The sequence below is a fragment of the Nonomuraea candida genome (assembly GCF_000725485.1).
In the GTDB taxonomy this organism is placed as follows: domain Bacteria; phylum Actinomycetota; class Actinomycetes; order Streptosporangiales; family Streptosporangiaceae; genus Nonomuraea; species Nonomuraea candida.
Genome location: NZ_JOAG01000030.1, coordinates 204,197 through 221,308 on the forward strand (window position 1 = coordinate 204,197; position 17,112 = coordinate 221,308).

The 17,112-nt window shown below is 71.8% G+C and carries 21 protein-coding genes; 11 read left to right on the top strand and 10 right to left on the bottom strand.

Translation table 11 applies throughout. From position 1 onward, the window contains the following. Window positions 1-103 precede the first annotated feature (103 nt). The 4 genes from IO39_RS28420 (at window position 104) to IO39_RS28435 (ending at window position 2,596) form a co-directional block, all read left to right on the top strand. Window positions 104-292, top strand: a complete 189-nt coding sequence (locus tag IO39_RS28420) for a hypothetical protein (protein WP_043629109.1) — start codon at window positions 104-106, stop codon at window positions 290-292. Next, the gene (locus IO39_RS28425) at window positions 289-657 is read left to right on the top strand and encodes an MmcQ/YjbR family DNA-binding protein (protein ID WP_043629111.1); all 369 of its coding nucleotides are present in this window, start codon (window positions 289-291) and stop codon (window positions 655-657) included. Before IO39_RS28420 ends, IO39_RS28425 begins: the two co-directional genes overlap by 4 nt. An 82-nt stretch (window positions 658-739) precedes the next feature. Beyond that, complete coding sequence (locus IO39_RS28430; RefSeq protein ID WP_043629301.1) at window positions 740-1,933, top strand: cytochrome P450; 1,194 nt, start codon at window positions 740-742, stop codon at window positions 1,931-1,933. Window positions 1,934-1,999: 66 nt separating this feature from the next. Next, window positions 2,000-2,596 carry a TetR/AcrR family transcriptional regulator gene (locus IO39_RS28435; RefSeq protein ID WP_043629114.1) on the top strand — a complete coding sequence of 199 codons (597 nt, stop codon included), beginning with the start codon at window positions 2,000-2,002 and terminating at the stop codon, window positions 2,594-2,596. 262 nt (window positions 2,597-2,858) lie between these two features. On the opposite strand, the gene IO39_RS28440 is transcribed toward IO39_RS28435, so the two are convergent. Then, window positions 2,859-3,494 carry an NADPH-dependent FMN reductase gene (locus IO39_RS28440; RefSeq protein WP_052423483.1) on the bottom strand — a complete coding sequence of 212 codons (636 nt, stop codon included), beginning with the start codon at window positions 3,492-3,494 and terminating at the stop codon, window positions 2,859-2,861. A gap of 67 nt (window positions 3,495-3,561) precedes the next feature. Then, on the bottom strand, window positions 3,562-3,855 hold the full coding sequence (locus tag IO39_RS28445; protein ID WP_043629117.1) for a hypothetical protein: 294 nt from the start codon (window positions 3,853-3,855) through the stop codon (window positions 3,562-3,564). 125 nt (window positions 3,856-3,980) lie between these two features. On the opposite strand from IO39_RS28445, the gene IO39_RS28450 reads away from it, so the two are divergent. Next, window positions 3,981-4,595 carry a TetR/AcrR family transcriptional regulator gene (locus IO39_RS28450; RefSeq protein ID WP_043629120.1) on the top strand — a complete coding sequence of 205 codons (615 nt, stop codon included), beginning with the start codon at window positions 3,981-3,983 and terminating at the stop codon, window positions 4,593-4,595. Between the two features lie 244 nt (window positions 4,596-4,839). Next, entirely contained in the window at window positions 4,840-5,337 is a 498-nt protein-coding gene (locus IO39_RS28460) for a DinB family protein (protein WP_043629125.1), read from the top strand. A gap of 313 nt (window positions 5,338-5,650) precedes the next feature. Here the strand turns inward: IO39_RS28460 and IO39_RS28470 are convergent, their stop codons facing one another. After that, complete coding sequence (locus IO39_RS28470; protein ID WP_043629127.1) at window positions 5,651-6,028, bottom strand: VOC family protein; 378 nt, start codon at window positions 6,026-6,028, stop codon at window positions 5,651-5,653. Between the two features lie 111 nt (window positions 6,029-6,139). Between IO39_RS28470 and IO39_RS28475 the strand changes: the two genes are divergently transcribed. Then, window positions 6,140-6,472: an ArsR/SmtB family transcription factor gene (locus IO39_RS28475; protein ID WP_043629131.1), complete on the top strand. Its 333-nt coding sequence runs from the start codon at window positions 6,140-6,142 to the stop codon at window positions 6,470-6,472. Between the two features lie 181 nt (window positions 6,473-6,653). Here the strand turns inward: IO39_RS28475 and IO39_RS28480 are convergent, their stop codons facing one another. The 5 genes from IO39_RS28480 to IO39_RS28500 form a co-directional block, all read right to left on the bottom strand. Next, a complete protein-coding gene (locus tag IO39_RS28480) occupies window positions 6,654-7,400 on the bottom strand; it encodes a nucleotidyltransferase domain-containing protein (protein WP_245642298.1) in 747 nt (248 codons plus the stop codon). 64 nt (window positions 7,401-7,464) lie between these two features. After that, a complete protein-coding gene (locus IO39_RS28485; RefSeq protein WP_043629136.1) occupies window positions 7,465-8,826 on the bottom strand; it encodes a carotenoid oxygenase family protein in 1,362 nt (453 codons plus the stop codon). A gap of 226 nt (window positions 8,827-9,052) precedes the next feature. After that, window positions 9,053-10,522: an alpha/beta fold hydrolase gene (locus IO39_RS28490; RefSeq protein ID WP_084773639.1), complete on the bottom strand. Its 1,470-nt coding sequence runs from the start codon at window positions 10,520-10,522 to the stop codon at window positions 9,053-9,055. 132 nt (window positions 10,523-10,654) lie between these two features. After that, window positions 10,655-10,843, bottom strand: a complete 189-nt coding sequence (locus IO39_RS58040) for a hypothetical protein (RefSeq protein WP_043629140.1) — start codon at window positions 10,841-10,843, stop codon at window positions 10,655-10,657. Window positions 10,844-10,894: 51 nt separating this feature from the next. Beyond that, window positions 10,895-11,584 (bottom strand): MBL fold metallo-hydrolase, encoded by a 690-nt coding sequence (locus IO39_RS28500; RefSeq protein ID WP_245642300.1) that lies wholly within the window; start codon window positions 11,582-11,584, stop codon window positions 10,895-10,897. A gap of 122 nt (window positions 11,585-11,706) precedes the next feature. Here IO39_RS28500 and IO39_RS28505 point away from each other — a divergent pair, with 122 nt between their 5' ends. After that, entirely contained in the window at window positions 11,707-12,648 is a 942-nt protein-coding gene (locus tag IO39_RS28505) for a LysR family transcriptional regulator (protein ID WP_043629143.1), read from the top strand. Between the two features lie 157 nt (window positions 12,649-12,805). On the opposite strand, the gene IO39_RS28510 is transcribed toward IO39_RS28505, so the two are convergent. Continuing rightward, window positions 12,806-13,387: an RICIN domain-containing protein gene (locus IO39_RS28510; protein ID WP_169789133.1), complete on the bottom strand. Its 582-nt coding sequence runs from the start codon at window positions 13,385-13,387 to the stop codon at window positions 12,806-12,808. A 441-nt stretch (window positions 13,388-13,828) separates the two neighbouring features. On the opposite strand from IO39_RS28510, the gene IO39_RS28515 reads away from it, so the two are divergent. The 3 genes from IO39_RS28515 (at window position 13,829) to IO39_RS28525 (ending at window position 16,876) form a co-directional block, all read left to right on the top strand. Further along, window positions 13,829-14,611, top strand: coding sequence for an SDR family NAD(P)-dependent oxidoreductase (locus IO39_RS28515; protein ID WP_043629149.1), 783 nt, complete (start codon window positions 13,829-13,831; stop codon window positions 14,609-14,611). 217 nt (window positions 14,612-14,828) lie between these two features. Beyond that, window positions 14,829-15,485 (top strand): LysE family transporter, encoded by a 657-nt coding sequence (locus tag IO39_RS28520; RefSeq protein WP_043629151.1) that lies wholly within the window; start codon window positions 14,829-14,831, stop codon window positions 15,483-15,485. Between the two features lie 182 nt (window positions 15,486-15,667). After that, window positions 15,668-16,876, top strand: coding sequence for a sugar efflux transporter (locus IO39_RS28525; protein ID WP_043629153.1), 1,209 nt, complete (start codon window positions 15,668-15,670; stop codon window positions 16,874-16,876). 56 nt (window positions 16,877-16,932) lie between these two features. On the opposite strand, the gene IO39_RS56155 is transcribed toward IO39_RS28525, so the two are convergent. Beyond that, a partial coding sequence (locus tag IO39_RS56155) for a hypothetical protein (RefSeq protein ID WP_043629155.1) occupies window positions 16,933-17,112 on the bottom strand: 180 nt, incomplete at its 5' end.

Genomic DNA, 17,112 nt, shown 5'->3' on the forward strand with positions numbered 1-17,112 from the left:
CTGTCTGACGTGCCGCTTTCCGGAAAGGATGGGGGTGCCGCCGCGACCGCGCTGCTCGCGTCGCTCGGCGCCCGGCCCGCCACCATCGAGGAAGGAGACGTTCATGAACGGACCGGCCCTGCACAAGACCGCCGCCGACCGTGCGCCGGAACTTCCCGTAGCCCTGCTCGATCATTCCTTCGGCGACAACTGGGAGCTCGTCGCCGCCGGCCTGCCTTCGGCCGATCAGCCCTCGGCCGATCAGCCCGCCGACCCGCACACCTACGGCGGCGGCGCGCGGGCGGCACGGTGAGCGCGGCCGGCGACCGGCTCCAGGAGACCGCCCGCCGGACGGCCCGCGCGCTGCCCGGCGTGAGCAACGGACGCCCCTTCACCCCCCAGCTCGACGTGTACAAGGTCGCGGGCAAGGTGTTCCTGATCGTCACCGACGACCCGGACGAGCAGATCATCACGGTCAAGCACGACCCCGAACTCGCCCGCGCCTGTGTGCACGGCTACGACTCGATCACACCGGGCCGCTACCTCGACAAACGTCACTGGATCTCGATCGGGCCGGGACCCGGGATCACCGAGCGCCTCGTCACCGGCGCGGTCGAGGACTCCTACGACCTGGTCGTCGAACGGCTGCCGCGACGCGCCCGTCCCGGTGCCGGGTGAGCTCCGGGAAGTGATGGGTTACTCTCGTTTTGATGACAAGTGGTCAGTCAAGTCCGTGAGGCCGCCCTTCCGGGAGATGATCATGAGTGAGTCCGTGACGTTGCCCCTGCACATGCGGCGCGACGGCTTCGACCCCGACCCCGAGCTGGCGAAGCTGCGCGACGGCGAGGGCGTCCGCCGGGTGCACACGCCGTTCGGCGTGGACGCCTGGCTCGTCAGCCGCCACGCCGACGTGCGAGAGGTGCTCGGCGACGCCACCCGCTTCAGCAACGCCCACACCATGCGCTTCCAGCCGGTCGGCCGCCAGTACGACGAGGAGGAGCTGCGCAGGATGCGGGCGGGCAACCTGCTCGCCTTCGACCCGCCCGAGCACACCCGGCTGCGCCGCATCCTGACGCCCGAGTTCACCATGCGGCGGATGCGCCGCCTGGAGCCACGCATCCACGAGATCGTCGACGCGCACCTGGACGCGATGGAGCACGCCGGAGCGCCGGCCGACCTGGTGTCCGCCTTCGCCCTGCCGATCCCCTCCCTGGTCATCTGCGAGCTGCTCGGCGTCCCGTACGGCGATCGCGGCGAGTTCCAGCGGCGTACCGGCGCGCTGCTGGACATCTCGCTGCCGGTCGAGGAGCGGCAGGCCGCGAGCCTGGAGCAGCGCGCCTACATGGCCGGGCTCGTCGCCCGCGCCCAGGCCGACCCGGGCGAGGACATGCTCGGCATGCTGGTACGCGAGCACGGCGCCGACCTGTCCGCCGACGAGCTGGTGGGCATCGCCGGGCTGCTGCTGCTGGCGGGCCACGAGACCACCTCCAACATGCTCGGCCTCGGCACCCTGGCGCTGTTGCGTCACCCCGACCAGCTCGACCTGCTCAGAAAGGAGCCCGAGCGGATCGGCGCCGCCGTCGAGGAGCTGCTGCGCTGGCTCAGCATCGTGCACTCCGGCACGAGCAAGCTCACCACCACCGACGTCGAGCTGTCCGGCGTGCGCATCCCGGCCGGCGAGCTGGTGATGTGCGCGCTGCCGGCGGCCAACCGCGACCCCGCGTTCCTGGCCGACCCGGACCGGCTCGACATCACCCGCGGCGACCTCGGCCACGTCGCCTTCGGCCACGGCGTGCACCACTGCCTGGGCGCGCCGCTGGCCAGGATGGAGATGCGGATCGCCTTCCCGGCGCTGTTCGCGCGCTTCCCCGGGCTGCGCGAGACCGGCACCGCCCCGCGCTTCCGCTCCTTCAACGTCGTCTACGGCCTGTCCGCCTTCGAGGTCGCGTGGTGAACGGCCGGTCCGCCTTCGAAGTCGCGTGGTGAACGGCCTGTTCGGCCCGGCTGCTAGCGTTCGCCTGTGCACGAGCAGCGACAGCGAGCCGACGCGCTGCGCAACGCCGGCCGGATCGTCCGGGCGGCGATCGCGATCCTGCGCGAGCGCGGCCCCGACGCCTCCCTGGAGGAGATCGCCCGGCGGGCGGGCATCGGCAGCGCCACCCTCTACCGGCGCTTCGGCGACCGCGACGGCGTGATCAAGGCCGCCTTCGAGACGTACTTCGCCGAGGAGGTGGAGCCGCTGGTGGTGGCCGCCCGCGACGCCGCCGACCCCGGGCAGGCGCTGCGCCGGGCGCTGACGGCGGCGGTCGACACCCTGGCCGCCCACCACGGGCTGCTGAAGGCCGCCCGGCAGGCGGGCGCGTTCACCGTCGACATCGCGGCGCGGTTCATGGGGCCGCTCGGCGCCGTGCTGGCCCGGGCCCAGCAGTCCGGTCAGGTGCGGGGCGACCTCGCCGTACGGGACCTGGCCGCGATCATCGTCATGGCGCTGGCCACCGCCCACCCCGCCGATCCCGCTCACCAGGACCCCCGCCGCTACCTGGCCCTGCTGCTGGCCGGCCTGCGGCCGTCGGACGACGCCCTGCCTGCCCCCTCCCCCACCCCCTTCCCCGCCTGACCGCCGACCCCGCCGCTCACCCGTAGCCGGGCAGCTCGAACGTCTCGACGCCGGCCTCGTCGGTGATGGCCGCCACGCTGGCAGGGCGGCGCGGGCGGCCTCGTCCACCGGCGTGACGACGCCGCCCACGGCCTGCTCAGCACCCTCCGTACCACGTGACATCACCCGGGGCACGGCGGTCCGGCACGATCAGCGGTACGGGACGAGTGACTTCCAGGAAGAGACCGTCACCCAGGGGTCGGGGATGACCCGGGTCGCCGGCTCACTCGTGACCGACCAGGTCCGCGCCCACGCGCCCCGCCGCCCGCGACCGCGCGGTTCGCGCGACGAGTTCGTCCAGCATGAGGGCGACGTTCTCGGCCGGCACGGCGCCCGGCGTGAAGTGGACATGGTCCTGGAAGTCGTCGGCGAGGGTCAGGGCGACCGTTGTGGGCATGGGGGCGACTTCCAGGTCGCCGAGGATCTGCCGCAGATGCTCGACGGCGCGGATGCCGCCCTGGATGCCGTAGCCGACGAAGCCCGCGGCCTTGCCGTTCCACTCGGCGTACAGGAAGTCGATGGCGTTCTTCAGCGCCCCGGGGACGGAGGCGTTGTATTCGGGGGTCACGAAGACGTACGCGTCGTAGGAGCCGATCTTCTGTGCCCAGGCGTGGGTGTGAGGGTGGCTGTAGTGGCCGGCGCGCGGCGGGACGGGCTCGTCCAGATGGGGCAGCGCGTAGTCGGCGATGTCCACGACCTCGAAGGTCGCGTCGTCGCGGTGGGCGGCGAGGGTGTGCACCCACGTGGCGACGGCCTCGGCCTTGCGGCCCGGGCGGGTGCTGCCGACGATGATCGCCACTTTCGGCCTGCTTGCGGGTGCGGTCTGGCCGGTGATGGGCGGCTGGATCGTGGATCGCATGACGGATTGCCTTCCGGAATCGGGTGTGTGTGTACGGCTCGGGCCTCGGATCGTTGATCGGGTGGGGTCAGGGGAAGCGGTAGGCGCCCACTTCGTGCAGCACGGTGACGGCAGGCGGCTCGTCGCACCGCTCGTCCAGCGTGGCCCGGTAGTGCTGGAATGCCTCCACCTGCCGCAACACCCCGGGCCCGTCGGCCATCTCGGCCACGTCCACGAAGGTCACCCCGTCGTCGAGCTGGAAGGTGGCGTAGCGCAGGCCCTCCGGCCGGACCGCGTGCATGTCCGCGTAGACGGCGCGCAGCAGCTCCCGTTCACGCTCCACCTGTTCGGGCTTGATCTTCCAGCGGATCATCACGTGCATGGCGGGCTCCTCACTTTGGCTGTCGGGGTCGGCTGTCACCGCCGTACGGCGGCCACCGCCGCAATTTCGAACGACAGCATGTATTTCAAAATACGCGCTGTCAACTCAATGCTAGGATGAGGCCCATGGCCACCCGGAAGTACGAACAGCGCCTGCGCGCGGAGGCGGCACAGGAGACCCGGCGCCGCATCCTCGACGCGGTCTACCAGCGGCTGCGCGAAGCGCCCTCGGAGCCGGTCAGCATCGACCGCATCGCCCGCATGGCCCGCGTCGCCCGCCCCACCGTCTACCTCGTCTTCGGCTCACGCGCCGGGCTCTTCGACGCGGTCGGCGCGGACCTGCTGCAGCGCGGCGGCTTCGACCGCATGCTCCAGGCGTCGGCCCATCCCGACGCCCGCGAGGCACTGCGCGGCACGATCCACGCCCTCGTCGAGATGTACGCCGCCCACCGCGACGTGCTGCGCGTGCTCGCGTCGATGGCACTGCTGGACGCCGCCGCGGTGGGCGGCGCGGTGCAGCGGATGGAGCAAGGCCGCGCCACCGGCATGGCCGAGCTGGCCCGGCACCTGAACGATCAGGGGGCGCTGCGCCCCGACGTCACCCTCGACCAGGCCACCGACCTGCTCTGGCTGCTGACCGGCTTCGACAGCTTCGACCTGCTGCACACCGGCCGCAACCTGTCCCTCGACCAGACCGCGACGACACTCACCACCACCGCCGAACGAAGCCTGTGCCGATAGCGCCGGACGTGATCACGCCAGTTTCGATCCAGCACCCCAAGAACGGCCCACGGCGCGATCAGCGGGGCCCCAGCAGTGCGGAGATGAACGTGGGCACGTCGCGGGTGGTGGAGATCATGTCGCCGCCGGTGGAGGCCCAGGAGGGGTTCTGGCGGGCGATGTCGATCGTCTTGCGCTCGCCGGCCGAGTCCGTCCAGAGGCGCTTGGCGGCAGCCCCGCCGGAAGAGCCTGCTACGTTCCGGGCATGAGAACAGTTCCGTTCACCGGTGGTGAGAAGGAAAGCCTCCAGGCCAGCCTGGACCGGCATCGCGACGCGGTGTTGTGGAAGATCGAGGGCCTGGACGACGAGGCGCTGCGGCGCCCCATGACCGCGTCAGGGACGAACCTCCTGGGCCTGGTCAAGCATCTGGCGGCCGTCGAGTACTGGTGGTTCGCCGACACGTTCGGGCAGGAGCACGAGGAGCTCCCGTTCGATGACGAGGACGAGGACGCCGACCTGCGCGTCGACCCCGGCGAGACCACGGCCGGGGTTCTCGCCTTCTACGCCCGCGCCCGCGCGTCCTCGGACGAGGTCAGCGAGAAGTTCGGCCTCGAGGACCTCGGCACCAACGAGCGCGGCGAGAGGATGACGCTGCGCTGGGTGCTCATCCACATGATCGAGGAGACCGCCCGGCACGCCGGCCACATGGACATCCTGCGCGAGCTCATCGACGGCGCGGGCGGCGACCACCGGCGCGACTAGGGCACGTCCTGTAGATCTTGGAGACGGCACGATGCAGATCATCCCTGTGGGTGATCGCCTGAAGCGTCACGATCTGACAGATGATGAGTGGGAGCGGTTGGAGCCGTCAGTGCCATCGCCCACCTGCCGCTTCGGGGGACCCTTCGGATCACTCCACCGTGGTCCGGGTCGCCCGCGGCAGCGGCCCGCGCGGGTGCTGGCCGACAAGGCCTGCTCCTCCCGGGGCAACCGCGTCTCCCCACGCCGGCGCGGCATCAAGGCGGTCATCCCGATCGAGAAGGACCAGGAGACCAGCCCGTGGGGTGTGTGCAGCTCACCGCACTGACCGTTCCTGGACCTTGCCGGCATCGAACTCGACATACTCGATGACCGCGCCACCCGGATGGCGAATCGTCAGGTTGCGTCCGGTGGGGACCTCGTTGGGGCCGTCGAGCGTCTCGCCGCCTTCCTGAGCGACGATCGCGAAGACGTCGTCGAGGCTGTCGACGATGGCGGTGGCCTGCACATTGCGGTAGGGGGCCAGCGCCTTCGGGGTGCCCGCGACCAGGAGACAGCCGCCGATGCTCGCCAGTTCGACGTCCCGGTAGGTGAAGCGCAGTTCCGGCTGGGTGCCGGTCAGGGCGGCAAAGGTGGGCAGTGCGGTGTCCAGATCGTCGACGTAAACGCGGGCGTAGGTAGCGCGGACCGCCATCAGGGGAACCTCTTGATCATTTCGCTTTTCCCGAATTGTCGAAACGACCTTATACTGGATCCGTTCTGGAGCGCCAACCCGGTGCCGACGGCGCCGAGCAGGAGAGTCGGGATGCGATCGCAACCTCAGCCGAAGACGGCGAACCTGGACCTGGCCGCCGTGCTGCACGCGCTCGGCGATCCGATCCGCCTGGAATTGGTGCGTCTGATGGCAGCCGGCGGCGAAGTGCCGTGCAGCCCGGCGCATGTGGAGGTGCCGCGCTCCACGCTCTCCAACCACTGGCGCATCCTGCGGGAAGCGGGCATCACGCGGACGCGTGCGGAGGGTAAAGCTCGCTACATGACCTTGCGTCGTGACGATCTGGAGGACCGCTTCCCGGGCGTGCTGAGCACGATCCTCGCCTCGACCACCTCGCTGACGGTGGATGGCCAGAACGCCGGCTGATCTCACCCGGCATCGGCCGGTGTCATGACGGGCGGCCTCCCATCGCGCCGATCTACGCAAGAGTCGCTGTCAAAGATCCACAAGACGCACCCCAGTACTGCGGCCCTCCTGCGCGGACTGCCTCGGCGCCTACGCCGGGAAGCCCGCGACCTGAATCGAAGCCGAGCTCACGTGCGCCCGCTCAGCCACCCGAGCGGGCGCGCAGCACCAGGTCGTGCAGCGCCGCCTCGACGGTGGCCCGCTCAGGCAGGGCCGAGGCGTCGCGGGCCTCCTCCAGGGTCCGCGTCATCCGTTCCACGTCCGCCTCGAATCCCTCAGCCGGGGCGAGGCCGCCGGGCAGGAGGCCGTGCTCGGCGGCCTGCTTCGCGGCGACGAGTTCGGGCAGGTACGCGGGCCCGTACGCGTACAGCCGCGTCAGGTCGGCCTGCAACTCCCCCGTCCGCATGAGATGCGTGCCCGTGGCCAGCACCCGGAAGGTGTAGAGCAGCGGCTTCAGCTCCCCGGTCTTCTGGAACAACCGCCACTGCGTACGGGCGAACCCCAGGTAGTGGTGGGCGTGATGCCGCGTCAGGCAGCCGGGCGCCAGCGCGACCAGTTCCTCGTGCGCCGGCGAGGACGCCACCACCAGGGGCGACAGCACCTGCTCCAGCACGTAGCCGTTGCGGCCGAGCAGCAACCGGCAGAACTTGGCGGCGTCGTGGGTGACGAGGTCCACCTCCACGCCGTGGCGCGTCCACATCCGCGACAGCGTCTCGGGGCCGTGCCGCAGCCCCGCGACCTCCTCGACCGGCAGCACGTGCATCCCGCGCAGGTCCACGTCCGAGTCCACCGACGGGAATCCGTACAGGTGCGCCCCGCTCACCGTCGCGAACGCCAGCGGATACGGTTGCTCACCAGGGATCTCCGCCAGCCACCCGTACAGTTCCACAATTTCCCCCTTTTTCGCATGCCGATCAGTGCATTCTCCACCCCTTCGGTGGGTCCACCGGAGATCAGGTGGCGGCCGGCGCGGTGGGGATCCAGTTGCCGTGGAAGCCCGCCGGGATGCGCACCGGGACGTGCACCTCGGCGAGCGGGGGCGCGGCCAGGTCGGCGGCGTCCAGGATGGCCAGATAGCTCGTGCCGGCGCCGCGGTCGTGGGCGAACGTCATCAGGTACCCCTCGTTCTCACCCTTGCCGGCCCGGGGCACGAAGACGGCCTCACCGCAGGTGTGACCGGGAGGCAGGCGGTGCACCGCCCGTTGGCCGCCGGTGAGGTCGTAGGCGTAGATCTCCGATCGCGCGGGCTCGGCGTCGAGCGAGAAACTCGTCGTGTAGCCGTAACGGTGCGGGAGCCCGAGCACCGCGTCGGCCACCCGGGGATACTCGCTGGGCGCGTCGTCGAGCGCCTCCTCCGTGACCGCGCCCGACCTCAGGTGCAGCGTCCAGCGGTGCACGGCCGGGAGCCCGCCCTCCAGGTCGCCGGGGCCGCCGCGCCACAGCGTGGGGACGCGGGTGCCGGTGACGGTGATCGTGCCGGCCCGGCGGTCCTCGAAGGCGTTCATGGTGTGCCACACGTAGCACGGGGCGACGTCGAACCAGCGTACGGGCGCGTCGTCGCCGGCCGTGCGCGCCAGCACGCCGAACCGGGCGCCGTGCGCGTCGTCCCAGCGCCACGGCGGCCCGCCCGCCGCCGCCCCGGCGGCGTCGAAGACGACCGGCAGATCCATCAGGATCATGTGGTCGCGAGTGATGGCGAAGTCGTGGGTCATCGTCGCGCGCGGCACGTCCACGACCCGCGTCTGCAGCACCTCGCCGGCCGGCGAGACGCGGTAGCAGGTCAGGTACGGCGGGCGCAGCTGGTAGCCGAAGAACAGCAGCTCGCCCGTGATCGGGCAGGTCTTCGGGTGCGCGGTCATCGGGGTCCGCAGCGCCCCGTCGAAGGTGTGCGGCCCGATGGTGGCCAGCTCCGGTGTCACCTCGTACGGGAAGCCGCCCTCCTCCAGGGCGAACAGCCGGCCCGCGTGCGCGATCAGGTGGGTGTTGGCCGTGGTGACCCGGTAGTCGATGCGGCCGCTCTCCCGGTCCAGGGCCAGGGCCAGGCGGGAGCGGCCGGGGTGCTCGTACAGCGGCGTGCGCACGTACCGGTTGCGGTACCAGCGGGCCACGCCGCCGTCGAGCGCGATGGTGTGGATCATGCCGTCGCCCGCGAAGGAGTGCGGCGACCAGCCGGTACGCGGGTTGGGCCCGTTGCGGAAGAACTGCCCGTGCAGCTCGGCCGGGATCTCACCGACGACCTTGGACGGCCGCAGGGTCACCTCCTCGGCGACCGGCGCGTTGTTGCCCGCGAGATGCAGCGGCACCGTTCCGGACATGCTGGAACTCCTGTCGGCAGGTGGTGGGGGGACGCCGACCACCGTGCACGACGGATTCCGCGGATACCAGTCTTGTTCTTCTCGCCCGTCTCAGCCGCCCGCGGAAAGCCCAGGTGAGCCGGACGCCGCTCCGGGGCGGTCGCCCCGGAGGCGGGCCGCCCGCCGCGCCGGCGACGGGGGCGTGACATCGCTCAGGCGCGGTCGTCGTGACATCGCTCAGGCGCGGTCATTCGGCAGGACAGGTGGTGCCCGGCTCGGGCAGCCTCAGGCCGATCAGGTACGTGGTGGCGTGCTGGATGGGGCACTTCTTGCCCAAGAGGTACATGACGTGGCCGGGCCCGTCGTAGGCGACGGTCACCGATCCCGGGATCATCCCGGTGAAGCTCTCGGTCCACGCGTAGTCGCCCCACGTGCTGCCGGCGCCCAGGAACGGCGGCAGGCCGCGAGTCTTAAGTGGTCGGGACGGGTTGGCGACCTGCAGCGGCCAACCGGTGCATCCGAGCGCGTCGAATGAGGCTCCCCCAAAGTTCGGCGAGATCTTCTGCGCCTGACGGCGGAACTTCTGCAGCTGGGCGTGGCTGCTGTAGCCACGGTCATCCGCGCAGGTCATCGCCAGCACTCCGGGCGCGGCCCAGAACTGCGCGTTGCCGAGGGCGAAGTCAGCGAAACCGGATCCGTCCCCGCGTCGGGCCTTGTCGACCGCCTCGGCGAAGGCCAGCCACCGCGAGTCGTCCGGTCCGGGGTCGCCGATGAAGCCGAAGCTCCTCAGATGCCATCCGGTCAGCTTGCCCTTGCCGAACTTGGACGACGTGACCGGGATCGGCCTGCGATCGGCGTCTCGAACGAGCTTGCGCCAGACCGCCCCGGCGTCCTGCCCGTGCAACGCGCAGGCGGGAGTGTCCGCGCACCAGGTGGTGAATCGGGTGAAGACCCGTTCCAGCACGGGCAGGCTCCGCAGCGTCTGGTCGGGCCAGCCGGCGACCTGGTTGATCGTCCCGTCGAGGTACATGGCCCGGATGCGCTGCGGGAACAGCCGGGCATAGGCGGCGGCGGACACCCCTCCGTAGGAGTTGGCCATGAAGCTCAGCCGTTCCTCGCCCAGAGCCTCGCGAACCGCGTCCATGTCCCTGGCCACCGACAAGGAGTCCATGTGGGCGAACAGACCGGTCTTGTCCGCGCTCTGGCAGGCCTTGAAGGCCTTGGTCATCGCCGCGGCCAATGCCTCGTACTGCTTGCGGCCCTGTGGCTCGAACAGTGACGTTCCAGGTCGCATGCAGGATGAGGGCACCTGATCACGCCACACGGCGGTGCGCGGCGTGTAGGCGATGAGGTCGAACCTGCGCCGCAGCTCGGTGAGGTCGGCCGCGGCGCGCTTCAGGTCCTCGATCCCGTCGGCCCCGGGACCACCGGGAACCCCCAGCACGCTGCCGATCCGGCGCGCGGGCTCGGTGGCGGGCAACCGGGCCAGGTCCAGCTCGACCTTCGGCCCGTCCGGCTTGGCCCAGTCCACCGGGACCTCGATCGCAGCGCACCGCATGCCCGCCGGCATGCCCTGGCCGGCGCAGTCCCGCCAGGCCGGCCGCGCGTCCCGGGCGGCGAAGGCCCCCGGGGTCATTCCCGCCAGCGCCGCCACCGTCACACCGATGACCACCCCTCTGGTCCCGCCGCGTCTGAGCCGCCGTTTGATTGTCGTCATGGTGATCACTCTGGCGACACCGGCCGGTCGGCCACCACCGGGACGTCCTCCGTGTTGGTTTCGGGAGGTCCCCACAGGGCTGTCCGAAGGTTCTCCCTCAAGCGTGTCCGTCAGGCCGGCCGGGGCGCGCGGTCAGTGGCAGCGCAGGTCGATCCCGGCTTCGTGGCCTCCGTCGAAGAACTCCACGATGACGTCCCTGGACCCGTCCGCTCGCCATGATCCGCGCGGGCTTGACGGTACGTCCCGCAGGGCCGCCTCCCCCGCCGCCCAGCCGGCCGCCCCCAGCCCGGCCCGCGAGCCGTCCACTCCGACGGTGATCATGATGTCTCCTTCGGTTCGGCGATCGGCGGCCGTCGCCCGGCCGCGCACGCGCTACGGCGCTGACAGGGCCGCCGCCTTCCGCAGCGCCGCCCGCGCGTCCGGGACGGGGTCGCCGTGCCCCACGCACGCGATCTCCGCGTCGAGGTCGGCGAGCCTGCGGAACGAGCGCAGCAGCTCCTGCCGGTCCATGTTGAACACCCCCGGCATGACCTGCCCGTTGACGTGCGCCACGGTGTCGCCGGTGAACAGCACGCCCGCCCGGGGCAGGTGCACGGCGATGCTGCCGGCGGTGTGCCCGGGGGTGGCGATCACGTGGGCGCCGCCGCCGAAGGCGATCAGGTCGCCGTCCTCCAGCTCCCGGTCCACCCGGCACGGCGGGGCGGGCGGCAGCAGGTGGGCGCCGAGGCTGCGGTGCAGCGCCCGTTCCTCGTCGGTGAAGTTCGGCGGCGGCGCCGGCACGTCACCCCTGATCACCGGCGCCTCCGCCCGGTGGGCCAGCACCTCTGCCTCGCCCCACGCCGCGACCGCCGCCGCGCCGCCGCAGTGGTCCTCGTGGTAGTGGGTGAGCACGACCCGGCGTACGGCGTCCGTACGCAGGCCGAGCCGGCCGATCGCCGCGGCGATCTCGTCACCGCTGGTGGCGATGCCCGTGTCGATCAGCGTGAGCGCGCCCGCGTCGTTCCACAGGTACGCCTGCCCGAACGCGAGCCGCAGCAGGGTCAGCTCCGGACGGATTGCCACGATCTCCACTGTTCCGCCTTCCTTCTTTTCGCGACGACCAGGTAACCCGGTCGGAGCCGCCGGCGTCCAACAGCGATCCGCGCCGGATTGACAACCGTTCGTTGTCAGTCCATCCTCCTGGCGTGGACGCGGACATATCGGGCATGCGCGCTTTCGTGGTGACCGCCGAGGAGCTGCACTTCGGCAGGGCGGGAGCGCGGCTGTTCGTCAGCCAGCAGGCGCTGTCGAAGCGCATCCGCAGGCTGGAGGACGCGCTGGGCGCCGCGCTGTTCGAGCGGACCACCCGGTCCATCCGGCTGACGGCGTCCGGGCGGCGCTTCCTGCCCGCGGCGGCCGAGGCGGTGGCGGCCTTCGACCGAGCCGTCGAGACGGTCCGCGCGGCCGACGACCCGGTCCGGGTGGACGTCTACGACGAGCGGTTCACGCCGCTGCGCCTGGTGCGCGAGGCCAGCGAGCGCGATCCCCGGATCCGGGTGGAGCTCAGCATGCGGCAGGGGCTGGCGGTCGCGCTGCCCGCGCTGCGCAGGCAGGAGATCGACGCCGCCTTCGGCAGGGTGCACGACCTGCCCGGGCCGTGGCCGCCGGAGCTGGCGCACCGGCTCGTCCGCCTGGAGCCGCTGGCCGCGTTCGTCCCGGAGGACCACGCGCTCGCGGGAAGGAGCGAGCTGCGGCCGGTGGACCTGCGGGCGGGCGGCATCGCCATGCCGGACCCCGCGGGCGCCGCGGAGTGGCGCGGCTACCTGGAGCGCCTCGCCGCCCGGCTCGGTGCGCCGCTGCGCTTCAACGCGCCCGCGATCGGCGTAGGGCACCTGGTGGAGCAGTTCCTGGCCGAGAAGAGCGCGGTGGGGCTGGGAGAGCTGAGCATCGACGCCGCCGGGAGCGGGCTGCGCCGGATCCCGATCGTCGAGCCGACCCCGCTCATGCCGTGGTCGGTGGTCTGGCACCGGCGCAGCCCGCGCCCGCTCCTGCGCTCGCTGCTCGCCCAGCTGCGGCCCGCGCGCCTGCCCGATCCGGCCGACCCGCGTTACTGGGTGCCCGAGGTCGACCAGGCCGCCCCGGCATGAGCCCTGACGTGGTGACGACCGCGCTCGCCGTCCCCGGTGCGGCCATTCGCCGCATCGGCCGCAGCGCGCGGGCGCCGGAACGCCGGGACATGGACGAGGGCGGCCGGCGAGGCGATGCCCGGGCCGGTCCGCCACTCGTCACGTCGTCGCGCAGGGCCTAGGACCAGGCGTGCCACCGCTGGTCAAGGTTGAGGTGGCAGTCCCACAGCACCAGGCGCGTGCCGTTGGCGGTGCTCCCCCTGTCCGCGAGCCCCACGCACTTGTTGGACGGACGGTTGACCAGGGCGAAACTTCCGTCGCTCAGCCCTCGCACCACCCACTGCTGGTCGGGGTTGAGATGACAGTCCCACAGGACCAGCCGGGTGCCGTTGGCGGTGCTCCCGGCGTTGGCCAGCCCCACGCACTTGCCCGACGGGTAGCCGGAGGCGTAGCTCATGAGCGAGTACAGCGGGTTGCCGAAGTACCACCACTGGTCGGGGTTGAGGTGGCAGTCCCACAGGACCAGCTCCGTCCCGTTGGCGGTGCTCCCCGCGTCGGCCAGCCCCACGCACTTGCGCTGGCTGGTCGCGGTGCTCTGGAAGTAGTAGGGCTGGGTCGCCGCTGCGGCCCGCCCCGCGCCGTACTGCGTGGCGCCGGCCGAGGCGGAGGCCGTCGCCTGCGGCTGGCCGAGCAGGAGCAGGCAGACGCCGGACAGCACGGCCGCCGCCAATGACAGCGGCCGGCGGAAAACGACTGACATGTTCGTCCCTTCCTGGTAACGGTACGGCGAGGCCGCCATCGCGGCGGCCATGCCCGAACGATGTCCCGGCACGGCGCGGCGGGGCACGCCCCGGCGAGAAGTCCGTACAACTCCGTACAGCAGCCACCGGGCGTGACCGGCCAGAGACGGCCCGCGGTTCGCCGCCAAGCCCAGGTCCGGCGGCCTGCCCCGGGGCGCTCGATCTGCTCGATCGTGATCGGTTATGTACAATGACCGCATGCGTTCCTGATCTTGTTCCGGCCCCGCGTCGGAGGCCCTCCGGCCCCGTGGGGTAAGCGTTCCGGCAGATCAGGTCTCTCGTGTTCATCGCTCCTCGCTCCCTCTCGCCCGCTCCGGCTTCCGGCCGTGCGCGCGGGCCACCCCGGATCCGGCGTCAGCCGGCCCGATCGCACCACCGAGGAACACCATCGAGGAGACACGATGATCGATACTCGCCTTGCCGGGCAGAACGTCCTGGTCACCGGAGGAGCCGGGAACATCGGGGCGGCGATCAGCCGCGCGTTCGCCGTCCAGGGCGCACGCGTGGCGATCCACTATCTCGCCCAGGACCTTCCCGCCGCCGCGGACGCCGAATGGGCCCACATCACCCCGTCGGCCGACGAGGCCGGCAAGCTCGCCGCCGAACTCGGCAACGGCTCCTTCGCCATCAGCGCCGACCTGTCCGAACCCGGCGCCGCCTCCCGGCTCGCGGAAGCCGTCGCCGCGCGGGCCGGGTCGATCAACGTCCTGGTCAACAACGCCGCGCACTGCGAGCTGCCGGACGGCGTCGACACGCTCACCCACGGCTCGCTGGAACGCCACTACCGGGTCAACGCCATCGCGCCGGCGCTGCTGACGTCCGAGGTGGCACGCCTGCGCCAGGGCGACGCCCCGCGGTGCGTGGTCAACATCACCACCGACGCCGCGCGGGCGTTCCCCGGCCAGACCGGCTATGGGACGTCGAAGGCCGCGCTCGAAGCGCTCACCCGCTCCATGGCCCTGGACCTGGCGCCTCGGGGCATACGCGTGAACGCCGTCGCCCCGGGCCCCGTCCAGACCGGCTGGATGGACGCGGAGCTGGTCGCCCGGGCGACGGCGATCGTGCCGATGGGCAGGGTCGGCGAGCCGGCGGACATCGCCGACGCGGTGGTGTATCTGGCCTCGTACCAGGCGCGCTGGATCACCGGCCAGGTCCTCCAGGTCGCGGGCGGCCACGCGCTCTGACCACGCCTCATGACGGCTCAGGACGACCCGTCGTGGACGGAAACACCTCGGTGAAACCTCCCGGGCAGCGTCTGAGCGCCGCGACGGGTCGTCCGGAAACGGGTTGCGCGACCATCCGATTCGTCCTCATAATCTCCGCCATGATCGAGAACCTTCCCTTCCTGCCGCCCGTCACCGCCGATCGTCCGGTGGCGGCGCGACAGCAGATCCGCCGACCATGGAGGTCGATGCTCGTCCGGGCATGATCGCCGCCCTGGTCGCGGGGCTCCTGGCCGGCTATGGCATCGCCATCCCGGTGGGCGCGGTCGCGACATACCTGGTGGCCCTCACCGCTCGGACGTCGTTGAGGACCGGCGCCTTCGCCGCGCTCGGAGTGGCGACAGCCGACGGCCTGTACGCCTTGATCGCCGTACTCGGCGGCACCGCACTGACCCCCTTCATCCAGCCGGTCGTGGTTCCTCTGCGATGGGGAGCCGCGCTGGTCCTGATCATCATGGCCCTGCGGGGCACGGCGACGGCGATCCGTCAGTATCGCCGGCGCCACCGGCCCGCGAGCGCGGGAGCCATGTCGCTCAGCCCGGGACGCGCCTATTGGGCGCTGCTGGGCATCACGATGCTCAATCCGCTCACCGTGATCTACTTCGCGGCGCTGGTGCTCGGCATCCAGACCACGGCGACCCCGCACGTCCTGGAGCAGGCCGTGTTCGTCCTGGCCGCCTTCGCGGCCTCGGCCAGCTGGCAACTGCTCCTGGCCGGTGGCGGGGCACTGCTGGGCCGGGTCATGACCGGCAGCCGCGGGCGGCTCATCACCGCCCTGGTCTCCGGCGCCCTGATCACCTTCTTCGCCCTGCATCTGCTCCTGTCCGCTGCCTGACGGCGCGTCGCCGCCGGCGTACCCATCCCTGTCCGGGGCCGTCGATCACCATCCGAACGACGGCCCCGGACACGATCAGCGAGCCGGCGCCAGGCCGGGGTGCCCAGGTAGCGGACTTGGTGTTGCAAAACCGTCATAAGCGCCTGCGTGTACGAGTGGGGCAGCGGGGCAGTGCGAGGCGGATGGGGTCAACTCCTGCCTCCGGATCGCGGCGCCGGCTCGTCACTCTGCTGATCGCCGTCACGCTGCTCGGCATCACCGAGTCCATGATCGGGCCCTACCTCGTTCTGTTCGGCACCGAGCGGCTGCGGTTGTCCGTACTCGAGATCGGCGTCTTCATCTCCCTCACAGCGGTCAGCGGCATGGCCGCCAGCCTCTGGCTCGGCCGTCGCTACGATCAGCGTCCCGGCCGGTGGCCGGCGGTGCTGGCCGCCTCGCTGGCGGGGACGGGATACCTGTCGCTCCTGGCGACCCCGTCGTACCCGCTGGTGCTCCTCATCGGCGTGGCCTTGCTCGGCGCCGGCAGCGCGGTGTTCCCGCAACTCTTCGCGCTCGCCAAGAGCCACACGGACGGGGCGGCGGTCAGGACGGGCGGCACGCCCGTCCTGCGCTCGGCGTGGTCGCTCGCCTGGGCGATCGGCCCGCTGGCGGGGAGTGCGCTCGTGGCCGGGCCCGGCTACTCCTGGCTGCTGATGGGCACCGCCTGCGGGTTCTGCCTGGTGGTCGTGGCCCTGCTCGGCCTCGACGCCCGCCCGCCGCAGGTGTCCGCGCCCGTCGAGACCGCCCCCGACCGGCCGCTCACCTCGCAGACCGTGGCACTGTCGATCGCCGGCTTCACCCTGTTCCACGTCGCGATGTTCTCGGGGGCGGTGGCCCTGCCGCTGTACGTCACGCAGGTCCTGCACGGCTCGGCCGGCTCGGTGGGACTGATGTTCAGCGTCGGCGCGGTGGCGGAGATCCCCGCGGCGCTCGCGCTGCTGCTGCTGCCCCGCCGCTGGGACAGGAGCCGGGTGATCCTGGCCGGCATGGGGCTCATGGTCGTGTACTTCGCGCTGGTGACGGCGTTCACCGGGATCGTGGCGCTGGTGCTCGTCCACATCGCCCGGGGCGTCGCCATCGCCGTCGTGGGCGCGCTGGGCATCAGCCACATGCAGGACCTGCTGCCGGCGGCCCCGGGCCGGGCCACCACACTGTTCGCGAACGCCGCGACGGCGGGCTCCCTCGTGTCGGGCATCGCCGCCGGCGCCCTCTCCCACGCCCTCGGCTACCGCGCGGCCCTGCTCGTCTGCGGCGTGCTCAGCGGGGTGGCGTGGCTGCTGTTCCTCCTTGCCCGGCGCCGGGCATCGGCCGAGACAGAGAAGTGCTTCCCCGAGCCTGCGCCACCACGCTGAGCAGCCGACGACGCACCGTGCCGCCGGGACGGTGCCGCCGGGACGGTGCCGCCGGGTCAGGAGGCGGGACGCAGCAGGCCGTACAGCCGGTCGATCTTGCCGGCGTCGGCGATGAGCGGCAGCGTGTCGAACGTCAAGCTCCAGTCGGTGACCTTGCCGTCGCGGTGGCCGAAGCGTTCGATGACGCCGTAGGTGATCTCGCGGCCCTGGCTGCGCACGGTGCCGTACCACTCCTG

Excerpts from the sequence above, each read along its gene's own strand:
- IO39_RS28525 (WP_043629153.1), top strand. The coding sequence starts at position 15,668 with ATGGGGTCAACTCCTGCCTCCGGATCGCGGCGCCGGCTCGTCACTCTG.
- IO39_RS28510 (WP_169789133.1), bottom strand. The coding sequence starts at position 13,387 with ATGTCAGTCGTTTTCCGCCGGCCGCTGTCATTGGCGGCGGCCGTGCTG.
- IO39_RS28450 (WP_043629120.1), top strand. The coding sequence starts at position 3,981 with ATGGCCACCCGGAAGTACGAACAGCGCCTGCGCGCGGAGGCGGCACAG.
- IO39_RS28475 (WP_043629131.1), top strand. The coding sequence starts at position 6,140 with ATGCGATCGCAACCTCAGCCGAAGACGGCGAACCTGGACCTGGCCGCC.
- IO39_RS58040 (WP_043629140.1), bottom strand. The coding sequence starts at position 10,843 with ATGATCACCGTCGGAGTGGACGGCTCGCGGGCCGGGCTGGGGGCGGCC.
- IO39_RS28490 (WP_084773639.1), bottom strand. The coding sequence starts at position 10,522 with ATGACGACAATCAAACGGCGGCTCAGACGCGGCGGGACCAGAGGGGTG.
- IO39_RS28520 (WP_043629151.1), top strand. The coding sequence starts at position 14,829 with ATGGAGGTCGATGCTCGTCCGGGCATGATCGCCGCCCTGGTCGCGGGG.
- IO39_RS28430 (WP_043629301.1), top strand. The coding sequence starts at position 740 with ATGAGTGAGTCCGTGACGTTGCCCCTGCACATGCGGCGCGACGGCTTC.
- IO39_RS28485 (WP_043629136.1), bottom strand. The coding sequence starts at position 8,826 with ATGTCCGGAACGGTGCCGCTGCATCTCGCGGGCAACAACGCGCCGGTC.
- IO39_RS28515 (WP_043629149.1), top strand. The coding sequence starts at position 13,829 with ATGATCGATACTCGCCTTGCCGGGCAGAACGTCCTGGTCACCGGAGGA.
- IO39_RS28460 (WP_043629125.1), top strand. The coding sequence starts at position 4,840 with ATGAGAACAGTTCCGTTCACCGGTGGTGAGAAGGAAAGCCTCCAGGCC.
- IO39_RS28470 (WP_043629127.1), bottom strand. The coding sequence starts at position 6,028 with ATGGCGGTCCGCGCTACCTACGCCCGCGTTTACGTCGACGATCTGGAC.
- IO39_RS28445 (WP_043629117.1), bottom strand. The coding sequence starts at position 3,855 with ATGCACGTGATGATCCGCTGGAAGATCAAGCCCGAACAGGTGGAGCGT.
- IO39_RS28420 (WP_043629109.1), top strand. The coding sequence starts at position 104 with ATGAACGGACCGGCCCTGCACAAGACCGCCGCCGACCGTGCGCCGGAA.
- IO39_RS28440 (WP_052423483.1), bottom strand. The coding sequence starts at position 3,494 with ATGCGATCCACGATCCAGCCGCCCATCACCGGCCAGACCGCACCCGCA.